The following is a 14,194-nucleotide window of genomic DNA, read 5'->3' as shown; positions in this document are numbered from 1 at the left end:
CATTACCTGAGCATTTGCCGGTATTGCAGAGCCTTATCTGGAACATCAGTAAAAATACCATTACAGCCTAAAGATAAACACTTTTTCACATGCGCGAATTTATTAACTGTAAATACGCGAATTGGCATATTTTCCTTGTGGGACTTTTCAACAAGGAATGGATCGAGTAAACGGTATCTTATATGTATTGCATTTGCACCAAGTTCACGAGCATATGATACAAGGTTTTTATTCTTTTTCAATGTTAAAAGGGCAATTTCGATATCTTTAAATTCCCTCAATCGTTTTAGACTGTTTGGATTAAATGTAGATAATATGGTACGATTTAGTAATTGATAGGAATCGATCATTTCATAAACGATTGCTTCCAGATTCTTATAATCTATTTTATTATTTTTAAGCTCAATATTTAAACATAAAGGCTTATCGTGTATCCATTGCAGGAATTCGTCAAGGGAAACGATTGTTGCATGACCAATTTCTTTCGAAAACCAAGAACCAGCATCAAACTGTTTTAGTTGATTAAATGTGAAATCCCTTACGTAACCGGTACTATTTGTTGTTCGTTTTACTTGTTCATCATGAATCAATACCGGAATGTCATCTTTCGTTAATTGAACGTCTGTTTCAATCCCTTCCGCACCCAGACAATAAGCAAGCTTGAATGCGGACATTGTATTTTCAGGAGCACGCCTGCTAGCACCCCGATGCGCAAAAATTTTTGGATTCAATACATTCACCTCACATTTATTGTGTTTTATTAACTGAAAAAAGTCAATTTACATAGGAGGAATTCATGTGCAAAACTGGCAAACGAAAGAAGAACTTACGAATTTATTAAGCTCTCTCGTTAATCAGCAAAGTATTACAGGCAGTACAGCAGAAATTGCTTTGCCTGAGTATCTCTATCACTTATTAGCCCAAAAAACGTATTTTCAAACAAACCCCACGTATTTAAATTTACATCCATTAAACGATGGCAGACATCTTTTAACAGCATTAGTAAAAGGAAAATCTAATAGAAAAGAAACAGTTATTCTCTTAAGCCATTTTGATGTCGTAGGAGTAGAGGATTATGGCTCATTAGAAAACCTTGCCTTTCACCCAAGGGAATTGACAAAAGAAATGGAACAAATCAGGAACGATCTACCTGAAGCCGTGCGTACCGAATTAGAAGACGGTGATTGGCTATTTGGCAGGGGAACGATGGATATGAAAGCTGGTCTCGCATTGCATCTATCAATGCTTGAAAAAGCCATCGCCGGGGAGTTTGACGGGAATATATTATTACTTACTGTACCGGATGAAGAGGTAAATTCTCAAGGGATGCTTACTGCCTTACCTGTTTTAAGACAATTGCAAAAGAGTGAAAATTTAACGTTTAATGCTTGTATGAACGGAGAACCAATGTTTACTAAATACCCAGGAGACCCCGCTAAATATATGTATACTGGTTCAATAGGAAAAGTATTACCAGGGTTTTATTGCTATGGGAAAGAATCACATGTTGGAGAGCCCTTTGCCGGAATAAACCCGAATTTGATGCTCAGTTTCTTATCACAGCAGATTGAATTAAATGAGTCGTTTATTGAAAGGATAGATGATGAGGTAACTCCCCCACCAGTAAGCTTAATGCAGCGCGACCTAAAAGAGGAATATTCGGTGCAGACACCACATGCCGCTATCGCTATGTACAATGTATTGTATTTAAAACAGCCTTTTGAAGAAATTAATGAAAAATTATTACAGGGCGCCGACAGGGCCGCTCGAGAAATCGAAGGATATATGTCACAAAAAGCGGCCAGATTCGCTGAGATTGCCTCTGACTTTTCTATGCCTGACTCAACGATAAATGTGCTGATGTACGAAGAGTTGTATGCTGAGGCTGTCAAACGGTATGGGAAAGAAGAAATAACACGCAGACAAAATTTACTCGTTAGCCAGCGGGAACAAGGGGATCGTGATTTTTCCACATTGCTCGTTCAGGATTTAGCATCGATGTGCAAGGAGTTGTCACCAATGATCGTCTTATTTTATAGCCCACCGTTCTATCCGGCTGTTTCATCACATGATGATCCGTTGGTTAAAAATGTCATGGATTATGTAAAGAAATATACAAAAAGAAACCATGATATTGACTTAACGGTATCGGAGTTCTTCACTGGTCTGTCTGATCTAAGCTTTATCGGACCTGCATCATCGAATAGTAAATTACAGCAATTAACAACAAACATGCCCTTGCAGAATAATGGGTTTATCTTTCCGGAGGATGTTATGGAACAATTAACGATGCCTATTTTAAATATTGGACCATTTGGAAAAGACCCACACCAATGGACCGAGCGGCTTGAGCTAACCTACAGCTTTGATTACCTGCCAGCGATTATCACAGAAGCTATTCATCAGCTCCTAGAGAAAAAAGAATAGATAAGGTGGCTTTTAGCTTAATGATAAAACAACAGAAGATGGTGTGCTATTATTATGCGATATAGACTGAAAAATAAGAAAATACTGATCACCGGTGCCTCGAGTGGGATCGGTGAAAGAATTGCCTGGTATATAGCTGAAAATGGTGGTATTCCGATTATGCTTGCACGCTCTATTGATAAATTGGAAAAGCAACAACAGCTGCTTGAACAGGAATTACGAGCCGTGAGCTTTATTTATCAAGTCGATTTACAAAATGAAACGGAATTAAATGCTGTCATGAATGATATATTGCTGGACCATAAACAAATTCATGGATTAATTAATAATGCTGGTGTTGGAAAATTCGCTTATGTAAAAGATATAACGTGGCAAGATGTAGATCATATGTATCAATTAAATGTATTTGCATTAATCAACATGACTAAACGAACACTTGTACATTTTTCACAATATCAGGAAGGTCATATCATCAACATTGCTTCACAGGCTGCTAAAATTTCCACACCAAAGTCAGCTGTTTATGCTTCAACAAAACATGCTGTGCTTGGATTCACCAATGCACTAAGACAAGAGATGACCGGTACAAAGATAAACGTCACCGCGGTCAATCTAGGGCCGGTACGAACGAACTTCTTCGCTCAAGCAGATCCTGAAGGAACCTATCAAAGAAGTGTTGAACGTTATATGCTGGATCCGGATAGGGTTGCTAAAAAAGTCGTCCAGCATTTATTCACCACAAAACGTGAAATCAATCTGCCATATTGGATGGAACTCGGGGGCAAAATATATCAGCTTTTTCCGGGTTTGCTAGAACGTGTTTTGAAAAGACAATTTAATAAGAAATGAAATTCAATCTTCTTTTGACTATAATCGTTTTTAAACAAGATAAGGTGGCATTGAATTAGGGATAATTTTTCTCTTTTTCTGCCACCTTTTTCATGTTTATTTCGATGGTAGTAATGAAATAAGCTACTTCACATTTAACGATGGTTTGTATAGGTAATCGGTTTTGTTATGGCTTGTAATGCCTTATACGTTTCGTCCGATAACGCTTTAGAATGATTCATGTTTACATTTTCTTTAACTTGCTCTTTGGAACTCGCTCCAAATACAGCACTCGCTACAGCCGGGTGCTTCAGGACATATTGTAGTGCGCTTATATTTAGCGTAGATTCCTTAGGGACAATTTTTATGAGATTCTGATGGATTTCATTAAGTTCATCATACGTATAGTCTAAAAAGCCATCTTGTCCTTTTTCTTCTATTTGTTTCGCTGCTTGATTACTTAACATGCCTTTTGCCAACGGACCGCGTGCAAGAACACTAATACGATTTTCATGTAATAAATCTAACAGTTCTTCCTCAGGCCTTCTATCCAACATGCTATATTGCATCATAACAGCATCAATACTGGAACGATTTACATATTCTTGAATCACATTTGGTCTTATAGAAGAGATTCCATATGCACGTATGAGTCCTTCTGCTTTTAATTCTTCAAATGCCTCAATCGATTCGCTAATCGGATCGTCAATGGTCCCACCGTGAAGCATATAAAAGTCGACATAGTCTAAATGCATTCGATAAAGGCTATCCTTTAAGCCGTTTTTTATATGTTCTTTTGATGGATCCCAGAACCAGTTATTTTTTTCCTTATTAAAATGATTGCCAACTTTGGTTGTTAGTATCAGTTTATCGCGTTTTCCTTTAATTGCTTCACCAACGATTTTTTCATTTTCACCAAAGTCGTATAAATCAGCCGTATCCAAATGGTTGATGCCAGCATCCAGAGCCTGATTGATAATTTCTGTTGCTTCTTTTGTGTTTGGTCCCAGGGACATGCAGCCGAGCGTTAATTCAGAGACATAAATATCTGATTTTCCTAATTGATTTTTCTTCATACTCAACCTCCAATTTTGTTTCTTATTCTATTGTACAATCAATTCGAGGTTGGATTCTAATATTTTATGCTAAAATGGGTGTTAGCATGTTGAAAGGTAAGGTGATAACAGTGAAAAAATTTGAAGAAAAAACGATTAAGACGGATGAAATATATAGTGGAAAAGTGGTTCAATTGCAGGTCGATGATGTTACATTACCAAATGGAGAAAACGCCAAACGAGAAATTATCAAGCATCCAGGCGCCGTAGCGGTTATTGCACTTACAAAAGATAATAAAATTGTTTTTGTAGAGCAATATCGGAAGCCATTGGAAAAGTCACTCATCGAAATTCCAGCAGGTAAATTAGAAGAAGGGGAGAGCCCAGAAATAACTGCAGTTCGTGAATTGGAAGAAGAAACGGGCTATACAACAAATGAACTTTCCTTTGTTACTTCTTTTTATACCTCACCAGGATTTGCAGATGAACTTATGTACATCTATATAACCGATCAACTCGAACTTGTAGAAGAGATAGTTAATGGCGATGATGATGAATTTGTTGAAATAGTAGAATTATCACTGGATGAAGCGAAGCAATACGTAGAAGAGGAACGTATACATGACGCAAAAACGAACTATGCGATTCTTTACCTTCATGCACTGGAGGCGAGCAGGACATAGAATCCCCTCATACATTATATGCGGGAGATTGAGCAAATAGAACCAATTAATGCGAATATATTCTAATTGTAATCTATGACATGTACTCTTAAATGAGCTGTAACCGCAGAAGTGTCCTTGCTATGGTACGATGACCTTGTCAATAATTATAAGGGGGACTACATAATGAAAAAGTTAGTAGCCGTATTAGCAGGGTTGATTATTGCAGGTATTTCTGCCATGAGTGTATCAGCAGCAGATTATGAAGTGAAAAAGGGAGATACGCTTTGGGATATAGCAAACGAAAATAATACAAACGTGGAAGTATTGATGAATATAAATGGATTAAGCGACTCTATGATTTATCCTAAACAGGAACTAAAACTTGAGGAAAAGCAGATTGAATATTATGATGTGGAAAAAGGGGATACCCTTCTCGCAATCAGCCGCGATCATGAGATATCAGTAAATGATCTTAAAACATGGAATAATCTTTCTTCCGATCTGATCATTACCGGGCAGCAATTGGCCGTAAACGAAGCGGATGCCGAGGAACAAGCGCGATTAAATGCATCCGAAGAAACAGCTGATATCGAAGCAGGTGCAACTGAAAATAACACACAGCAAGCTAAAGCAAAGGCTGAACCAAAAGAAGAGAAAAATAATACACAAGAGGCCGAAGTAAAGGCTGAATCGAAAGAAGATGAAAATAATACACAACAAGCCGAAGCAAAACCTGAACCAAAAGAAGAGGAAGAAGAACAACAGCCGAGTGGCAAAACACTTTCCGTAGAAGCTACAGCATATACTGCAGGCTGCGATGGATGTTCTGGGATTACTGCAACCGGAAAGAACTTGAATGAAGATCCATACGCAAAAGTGATTGCCGTTGATCCAAACGTTATTCCACTTGGAACAGAAGTCTATGTGGAAGGTTATGGCTATGCTGTTGCATCCGATGTCGGCGGAAGCATTAATGGACATAAAATAGATGTGCATGTTCCAACGAAAGATGAAGCATATAGCTGGGGAAGAAAGACAGTCGATATTACCATTCTGCAGTGAAGCATAGCAGGGAAGCATCTTACGAGATGCTTCCCTTTATTTATTTCTGTGAACAGAGCTTTGTCTGTGATATATTTAAAAGGATGTTTCTAAACTACAACGATAATGTTGTAGCATTTTTTTATTTAGCAGTTTTCTAAAAGATTTGGACTGCGCCAAAGGTTCGTCCCACCGAAAACATTTGTTGCACGTAATGTCGTCTTTTATATCAACTGCGAAGAATTAAAAGCAACAATACTGACGAAAAGAGCCTATTATATCTATGGGCAGATTTAAATAGAGGTGAAAGATGTTGAATAAAAATACTATAATGTCTGAGAATATAGGGACTATAGAAAATAATAAAACCTATTTCGCCGATATGCATATTCATATTGGTAGGGATATGTACGATAATCCTGTTAAAATAACTGGTGCAAAGCGTTTAACATTGACCAATATTTTAAAGGAATCCAGTCGTAATAAAGGCATCGACATGATTGGTGTGATCGATAGCCATGCTCCGGCTGTCCAGCAGGAGATAAAAAGGCTGATTGAAGCAGGTGAGGCCTATGAGTTGGCTGATGGCGGTGTACGTTTTGAAAAAGTCACCTTGCTATTAGGGTCAGAAATTGAGGTCTATGACGAACAGTGTAGGGGACCTATTCATGTGCTGTGTTATTTTCCCAGCCTGGATAAAATTGAATTTTTTTCGGAATGGTTAACAACAAAAATGAAGAATATAACACTTAGCTCTCAGAGATATTATGGAACAGCTAAAGAACTGCAATATAAAGTAAAGGAATTAGAGGGTATCTTTATTCCTGCTCATGTATTCACTCCTTTTAAGAGTTTATACGGTAAGGGTGTGAAAAACTCATTGCATGAAGTATTCGATTCGGATCTCATTGATGGGATCGAACTTGGGTTAAGTTCAGACACACAAATGGCCGACCAAATAAAAGAGCTGCATGACTACACATTTGTTTCCAACTCTGATGCACATTCATTAGCCAAAATAGCACGTGAATATCAGGAAATAGGCATGAAAGAGCCCTCGTTTAAAGAATTTTACCTGTCATTACATCAAGTAAACGATAGAGGAATAAGAAAAAATTTCGGCATGAATCCCCAGTTAGGAAAATACCATACCACTGTCTGCAGCAACTGTTTAGAACCGTTAACGCCAGACGCTATCGTGTGCAGGAATTGCGGTTCCAAGAAAATAATAAAAGGAGTGTTTGATCGAATTCAGGAACTGAAAAATACAAATGGAAATCTAGAGAAACGAACTCCTTATTTATACCAGGTTCCATTGGAATACTTGCCATCACTGGGAAAAAAGACATTTGAGAAGTTATTGTATCACTTTGATACGGAAATGAACGTCATACATTACGCAACATTAGAGCAATTAAAAGCAGTTGTTCCGGAAAAACTAGCAGAGTCAATTATCCAAATGCGAGAAGGTAAATTAGCTATAAAAGCAGGCGGGGGAGGTAGATACGGCAGCATAACTTCATCATAATATGCAATAATAAAATAAAAAAGATAGTTAATTTGGTATTTTTGTACGGAGTTCTTCATAGTTTTAATGATAGATACATCATTCGAATGGAGGATTCCGATGTACAAAAATAGGGCACTAATCATGAACCACGTAAAAGAGCATTCAACGATCTATCTATTCATGATTATTTTATTTCTAACAGGGATAATTTTTGGGGCAATTATTGTTAATAGCATGAATTTTGTCCAGAAACAAGATTTATTTTTTTATTTAGAACGTTTTTTTAGTCAAATTACAGATAACCAGCAGGTTGAAAATGGACAAATATTAAAAAGCAGTTTTTCGTACCATGCTAAATATTTATTACTTTTATTCCTTTTGGGGCTATCTGTTATTGGTCTTCCATTAGTTTGGATTTTATTGTTTATTAAAGGGTTGGTCGTCGGATTTTCTGTCGGTTTTATTGTTAACCAACTTGGTACAACGGGACTTTTTTTGGCTGCTTTATCCATCGCACCACAAAATATTCTTATCATACCAGTATATATTATTGCTGGAAGTTTATCGATGATATTCTCATTGACTTTATTAAGTAAGCTATTCACCCGGAAAATTTCGCAACCCGTTTTCCAGCCATTTGGCAGGTATGTTATGATTTTTTCCATATTACTGGCGATTTCCTTTATTGCTGCCCTTTTAGAGGCTTATGTTGCTAATGAAGCGATGGAATCATTGATCGAATCATTTTACCAATAATGAAACTTAGATTATAATTATTATTAATACAAAGTGATATAAAATATTTTGACACAGACTTCATTGGTGCATATAATAAAGATGGGAGATGAGGGAGGTTAACTTGCCATGGAACATCGAATTGAAGGAATTAAAAAACAGCTCCATGCACAGAGCTATAAGCTTACTCCACAACGAGAGGCAATCGTCCGTATATTGCTGGAAAGAGAAGAAGACCATTTAAGTGCCGAAGAAATTTACTTACTTGTAAAAGAAATTGCACCTGAAATTGGCTTAGCGACTGTTTACCGCACACTTGACTTACTCTCGGAATTAAAAATTGTTGATAAAATTAATTTTGGTGATGGCGTCTCTTCTTATGATCTTCGTAAGGAAGGTGCCAAACATTTTCATCATCACCTGGTTTGTACAGAATGTGGTTCTGTTGAGGAGATTATTGATGATCTATTAGAAGATGTTGAGCAAATTGTTCAAAATGATTGGGGATTCCAAGTGAAGGATCATCGCCTAACGTTTCATGGTATTTGTAAACAATGCCAGGAAGTAACAGTTAAAGCGACATAATACGAACATGAATCTGCCTTTTTCCACAGGAATAAAGGCTTTTTACTTTCTAAAAAAATTGTATACGGTAATTTACAATTGAATGCAAAAAGGGTACATTTGATTTGTAGAATTTTTTCTTTACTCTACTTTATTTCAACTTGTATGTATAATGTTAATCTTTTATGGCATATCTTTTAATAGGATTTGATTTTTAAAAGAAGGGACATGCCATATGAAACGAATCGTTTGGGATACATGCAAGGTTTTTGTATTATTTATCGCCTGTACGTTATTATTTTATTTTGGTTTGCGAACAATGCATGCGGAATATGAAGATTATCACAGGTACGATCCACCGGAAGGGCCGGCTGTAAAAGTATTTAATGAAGATCAGAGCTTTATCGATCGATTGAATTTATTTTTTCGATTAGGGGAGTAAGGAATATGCTGAAGTATGCTTTTGAGGATTTTTTTCACTTTCTCCAAGTAGAAAAAGGTTTATCTGATAATACACTGAAGTCCTATAAACGTGATCTAACAAATTATAAGCATTATATCGAGCGTGTCACACTGAAGTCGGAATGGGACACCGTGAGTCGAGGAGATATCAGTGGTTTTTTGTACATGTTAAAGGATAGTGGGAGATCTTCTGCAACGATTTCACGTCATATTGCATCTATCCGTTCATTTCATCAGTTTTTAATTCGCGAACAAATTGTAAATCAAGATGCTAGTTTACATATTGAAACGCCTAAAAAGGAGAGAAAACTGCCTGATGTTTTATCTGTAAAGGATGTTGAATCATTACTTATCATCAACGGAAATTCTCCCTTGAAGATAAGAAATAAAGCAATGCTTGAATTACTTTATGCGACCGGATTGCGTGTGAGTGAATTAATAACATTAAAAGTCAGCGATCTTCATCTGACAATGGGTTTTGTCCAGTGTATTGGTAAAGGTGACAAAGAAAGAATTGTTCCCCTTGGTAATGTTGCAAAAAAGGCTGTGGAGGAATACATAAATCGTGCAAGAGGGGTCTTAGTAAAACGACAGTTAGACGACAACGTTTTATTTGTGAATCAACATGGTAGACCCTTATCCCGGCAAGGATTTTGGAAAATACTTAAAACGGCTGCGAAAGAGGCAGGTATAAATAAGAGAATAACACCACATACACTGCGGCATTCCTTTGCTACACATTTGTTGGAAAATGGCGCAGATTTACGTATTGTACAAGAAATGCTGGGACATGAAGATATTTCAACGACACAAATTTATACACATGTGACAAAAGCTAGATTAACAGATATATATAAGACATATCATCCTAGGGCATAATTTTTAAGTATAGAGGTCTGACATCATACAACTTATTTTTTGAGACATACATAAGAGATAAATTGGGAATATAACTATAGGAGGTAATGTAAATGTCAAATTTTAAACGCGTTTTTTTAATTGTGATGGATTCTGTTGGAATCGGGGAAGCTCCAGATGCAGAAAAATTTAACGACAAAGGTGCGGACACACTAGGACATATTGCCAAACATATGAATGGTTTGCATATGCCCAATATGGGTGAATTGGGTCTTAGTAATATTAGAGAAATACAAGGAATAGGGGCAGCAGATGCTCCAAAAGCGCATTTTACGAAAATGCAGGAAGCCTCAAATGGCAAAGATACAATGACAGGTCACTGGGAGATTATGGGTCTCTATATCGAGCAGCCATTTCGCACATTTCCTGATGGGTTTCCCCCTGAATTAATAAATGAATTAGAAGAAAAAACGGGCAGAAAAATTATTGGAAATAAACCTGCTTCCGGTACCGCGATTTTAGAAGAACTCGGCAGGGAACATATGGACACTGGTTCTCTAATCGTCTATACATCTGCTGATTCCGTACTTCAAATTGCAGCACATGAAGATGTTGTACCTCTTAAGGAGCAATATCAAATTTGCGAAATTGCACGCGAGCTCACATTGGATGAGAAATATATGGTAGGACGCGTCATTGCTCGTCCTTTTGTAGGGGAGCCAGGGGCTTTTCAACGTACGTCAAACCGGCATGATTACGCCTTAAAACCATTCGGACGGACGGTAATGAATGAGCTAAAAGATGCAGACATTGATGTGATTGCATTAGGCAAGATCGATGATATTTATGATGGTGAAGGTGTGACAGAGGCAATTCGTACAACGGACAATGAAGATGGTATGACAAAACTTGTGGCGTCAATGGGTAAAGATTTTACAGGTCTCAGCTTTTTAAATTTGGTTGATTTTGATGCAAAATATGGACATCGCCGGGACCCTGAAGGTTATGGGAAAGCCTTGGAAGCTTATGATGCAAGACTGCCGGAAGTGTTTGGTCAACTTAAAGAAGATGATTTGTTAATTATTACTGCAGACCACGGAAATGATCCTGTTCATCATGGAACAGATCATACACGCGAATATGTACCATTGATCATTTACCATTCAGATATTACAGAAGGAAAGGAATTGCCATTAAGGGAAACGTTTGCGGATATTGGTGCAACCATAGCGGACAACTTTAATGTTACCATGCCGCAAAACGGTAAGAGCTTTTTAGATAAAATTTAAAAACGCTCTTTTCGTAAGTATTGTTGCTTTTAAATCTTCACATCTGGTGTAGACTACCACATAGCAGGAAATGATGGTTGATGTATTTACACCCGCTACGGAAATACACTACGCTTTCCGTGGGCGGCTGCCTGAGCCTCCTCGAGCTCCGCTCTGCGGGTCTCACCAGCCTTTAGCTCCCAAAGGGGTCTCCGTGTATTTCCTCCGCTAGCATTGGCTTACTAGATATTAATCGTGTAATAAACGATACAGGTTCGTTGCTACCACTAGTCCGGGTGAGTGGAGGGTAGTCGACTCCTGCTCAGAACAAATGTCTTCGGTGGGACGAGCATTTACGCGCAGGCCCAGCACGTGTCCGAAGACCCCGCAGAGTGGGTTTTCTCGAGGAGGCTGAGGCCGTGCCCTAAGGTCCGCGACTGCCCGGAACGATCCCGGATGGAGACGAGTATTGCACATAATGTCGCACTCTATATCTTTTGTGTCAAAAACAACAAATGCTTTCGGTGGGACGAACCTTTGGTGCAGTCCCAAACTTTTAAGAACGATGGCTTATAATAAGGCAATCAATAAATGTAAAGTTATAACTAAGGAGATGAACTGCAATGGATCAAAATGCGATCAACGAAGCAAGCGAATATATACAGAAAAAGATATCCGATAAACCGACAATCGGATTAATTTTAGGATCAGGACTTGGTGTGTTAGGAGAAGAAATTGACAACCCGGTAATCATTCCATATAACGATATTCCACATTTTCCTGTATCAACAGTAGCCGGACATAAGGGACAACTAGTAATTGGAACGCTCGAGGGGAAACAGGTACTAGCAATGCAAGGAAGGTTCCATTATTATGAAGGTTATTCCATGCAACAGGTAACATTTCCGGTTCGCGTTATGAAACAACTGGGAATCGACTCAATAATCGTGACAAACGCAGCTGGTGGTATAAATGTTGGCTTTGATCCTGGTGATTTAATGATAATAACAGATCATATCAATAATATGGGAGGAAACCCCTTGATCGGTAAGAATAACGATGAATTAGGTGTTCGCTTTCCTGATATGTCACAAGTATATGATAAAGAATATATACATCGGGCCCAGGCAGCTGCCAATGAGCTTGGAATTGAAGTGCAGAAGGGTGTATATGTTGGCAATACAGGGCCGACTTACGAAACACCAGCAGAGATTAAGATGCTTCGAACGCTTGGTGGAGATGCAGTAGGCATGTCTACAGTGCCGGAAGTTATGGCGGCTGGTCATGCAGGTTTACGTGTACTAGGCATATCCTGTATTTCCAATATGGCAGCAGGTATATTGGATCAACCGCTAACCCATACAGAGGTAATTGAAACCACGGAAAAAGTTAGACAGGACTTTTTACAATTTGTTAAAAAAATAATCAGTATACTACCAAGTTAAATGGTAAAAAGGAGGGGCACAATGCGAATATATGATGTCATCGAAAAAAAGAGAGACGGACAGCCATTAACAAAAGAAGAGATACAATTTTTTATTGATGGATATACAAATGATGATATACCGGATTATCAGGCGAGTGCTCTATTAATGGCCATTTACTTTCAGGATATGACAGAAGAAGAACGTGCTAATTTAACGACAGCAATGGTTGAATCCGGAGATAAGATCGATCTTTCTGCTATTTCCGGTATAAAAGTAGATAAACATTCCACTGGTGGTGTTGGCGATACAACAACATTAATCCTAGCGCCAATGGTAGCCTCACTGGGTGTAGCAATCGCTAAAATGAGCGGGCGAGGACTTGGGCACACAGGTGGAACGATTGATAAGCTCGAAGCAGTTCCCGGCTTTCATGCAGAAATTACCAATAGTGAATTCATTGATCTTGTCAATAAAAATAAAGTCGCAGTTGTTGGTCAATCCGGTAATTTAACACCTGCTGACAAAAAAATATACGGATTACGGGATGTGACAGCTACCGTTAATTCGATTCCATTAATCGCCAGTTCGATTATGAGTAAAAAGATCGCATCAGGAGCGGACGCGATTGTATTGGATGTAAAAACCGGAGCAGGCGCCTTTATGAAAGATATCAATGAGGCCAAAGAACTTGCAGGCGCTATGGTTTCAATCGGAAATCAGGTTGGAAGAAACACAATGGCAGTTATTTCTGATATGAGTCAACCGCTCGGTAATGCCATCGGAAACGCGCTGGAAGTAAAAGAGGCAATTGAGACATTACAAGGAAAAGGACCTGAGGATTTAACCGAATTGTGTCTGACATTAGGCAGCCAGATGGTTGTATTAGCGAATAAAGCGAACAGTTTAGAGGAAGCAAGAGTCAGCTTAAAAGAGAACCTCATGAATGGAAAAGCGTTCGAACAATTTAAAATTTTCCTTGCCTCACAAGGTGGAGAAGCAAATGTTGCCGATTCCCCTGAGTTATTACCACAAGCCGATCATAAAATTGAATTGTTATCCAAACAATCAGGAACAGTTGAAAAAATTATCGCAGATGATATTGGTACAGCCGCGATGATGCTTGGTGCAGGAAGAGCTACCAAAGATTCAGAAATTGATCTAGCTGTGGGTATTGTTCTCCATAAGAAAATAGGTGACGACGTAAAAGAAGGGGAGTCTTTACTAACGATACACTCCAGCCGTCAAGACGTGGAAGACGTGAAAGAAAAACTATATGCAAGCATTTCTATTTCGAATGCAGCAGTTAAAATCCCGAAGTTAGTACATGATACAATAACAAAATATTGAGGTGAAA

General features: G+C 38.2%; 14 protein-coding genes. 12 read left to right on the top strand and 2 right to left on the bottom strand.

Annotated features, from left to right (window positions below; genetic code table 11):
• Positions 1-2 precede the first annotated feature (2 nt).
• The gene (locus KFZ58_RS10025; RefSeq protein WP_235791187.1) at positions 3-731 is read right to left on the bottom strand and encodes a glycerophosphodiester phosphodiesterase; all 729 of its coding nucleotides are present in this window, start codon (positions 729-731) and stop codon (positions 3-5) included.
• Between the two features lie 67 nt (positions 732-798).
• Between KFZ58_RS10025 and KFZ58_RS10020 the strand changes: the two genes are divergently transcribed.
• On the top strand, positions 799-2,427 hold the full coding sequence (locus KFZ58_RS10020) for a M20/M25/M40 family metallo-hydrolase (RefSeq protein WP_235791186.1): 1,629 nt from the start codon (positions 799-801) through the stop codon (positions 2,425-2,427).
• A 54-nt stretch (positions 2,428-2,481) separates the two neighbouring features.
• On the top strand, positions 2,482-3,276 hold the full coding sequence (locus tag KFZ58_RS10015; protein ID WP_235791185.1) for an SDR family NAD(P)-dependent oxidoreductase: 795 nt from the start codon (positions 2,482-2,484) through the stop codon (positions 3,274-3,276).
• Positions 3,277-3,410: 134 nt separating this feature from the next.
• Here KFZ58_RS10015 and KFZ58_RS10010 read toward each other — a convergent pair whose 3' ends face one another.
• Positions 3,411-4,331 carry an aldo/keto reductase gene (locus KFZ58_RS10010; RefSeq protein WP_235791184.1) on the bottom strand — a complete coding sequence of 307 codons (921 nt, stop codon included), beginning with the start codon at positions 4,329-4,331 and terminating at the stop codon, positions 3,411-3,413.
• 110 nt (positions 4,332-4,441) lie between these two features.
• Here KFZ58_RS10010 and KFZ58_RS10005 point away from each other — a divergent pair, with 110 nt between their 5' ends.
• The 10 genes from KFZ58_RS10005 to KFZ58_RS09960 all read left to right on the top strand — a co-directional run bounded on the left by KFZ58_RS10005 (position 4,442) and on the right by KFZ58_RS09960 (position 14,187).
• A complete protein-coding gene (locus KFZ58_RS10005; RefSeq protein ID WP_235794720.1) occupies positions 4,442-4,993 on the top strand; it encodes an NUDIX hydrolase in 552 nt (183 codons plus the stop codon).
• Between the two features lie 165 nt (positions 4,994-5,158).
• Positions 5,159-6,037 carry a 3D domain-containing protein gene (locus KFZ58_RS10000; RefSeq protein ID WP_235791183.1) on the top strand — a complete coding sequence of 293 codons (879 nt, stop codon included), beginning with the start codon at positions 5,159-5,161 and terminating at the stop codon, positions 6,035-6,037.
• Between the two features lie 310 nt (positions 6,038-6,347).
• Positions 6,348-7,544, top strand: coding sequence for an endonuclease Q family protein (locus KFZ58_RS09995; RefSeq protein WP_235791182.1), 1,197 nt, complete (start codon positions 6,348-6,350; stop codon positions 7,542-7,544).
• A 99-nt stretch (positions 7,545-7,643) separates the two neighbouring features.
• A complete protein-coding gene (spoIIM, locus tag KFZ58_RS09990; RefSeq protein WP_235791181.1) occupies positions 7,644-8,282 on the top strand; it encodes a stage II sporulation protein M in 639 nt (212 codons plus the stop codon).
• A gap of 108 nt (positions 8,283-8,390) precedes the next feature.
• A complete protein-coding gene (gene fur / locus KFZ58_RS09985) occupies positions 8,391-8,846 on the top strand; it encodes a ferric iron uptake transcriptional regulator (protein ID WP_235791180.1) in 456 nt (151 codons plus the stop codon).
• 214 nt (positions 8,847-9,060) lie between these two features.
• A complete protein-coding gene (locus KFZ58_RS09980) occupies positions 9,061-9,267 on the top strand; it encodes a YqzK family protein (protein WP_235791179.1) in 207 nt (68 codons plus the stop codon).
• Positions 9,268-9,272: 5 nt separating this feature from the next.
• Positions 9,273-10,166 carry a site-specific tyrosine recombinase XerD gene (gene xerD / locus KFZ58_RS09975; RefSeq protein WP_235791178.1) on the top strand — a complete coding sequence of 298 codons (894 nt, stop codon included), beginning with the start codon at positions 9,273-9,275 and terminating at the stop codon, positions 10,164-10,166.
• 92 nt (positions 10,167-10,258) lie between these two features.
• Entirely contained in the window at positions 10,259-11,434 is a 1,176-nt protein-coding gene (gene deoB, locus KFZ58_RS09970; RefSeq protein ID WP_235791177.1) for a phosphopentomutase, read from the top strand.
• Between the two features lie 602 nt (positions 11,435-12,036).
• On the top strand, positions 12,037-12,858 hold the full coding sequence (locus KFZ58_RS09965; protein WP_235791176.1) for a purine-nucleoside phosphorylase: 822 nt from the start codon (positions 12,037-12,039) through the stop codon (positions 12,856-12,858).
• Between the two features lie 21 nt (positions 12,859-12,879).
• On the top strand, positions 12,880-14,187 hold the full coding sequence (locus tag KFZ58_RS09960; protein WP_235791175.1) for a pyrimidine-nucleoside phosphorylase: 1,308 nt from the start codon (positions 12,880-12,882) through the stop codon (positions 14,185-14,187).
• The last annotated feature ends 7 nt before the right edge of the window (positions 14,188-14,194 follow it).

Origin of the sequence: Virgibacillus sp. NKC19-16, assembly GCF_021560035.1 — a bacterium.
In the GTDB taxonomy this organism is placed as follows: domain Bacteria; phylum Bacillota; class Bacilli; order Bacillales; family Amphibacillaceae; genus Virgibacillus_L; species Virgibacillus_L salidurans.
This window is presented reverse-complemented; position numbering and strand designations above follow the sequence as displayed.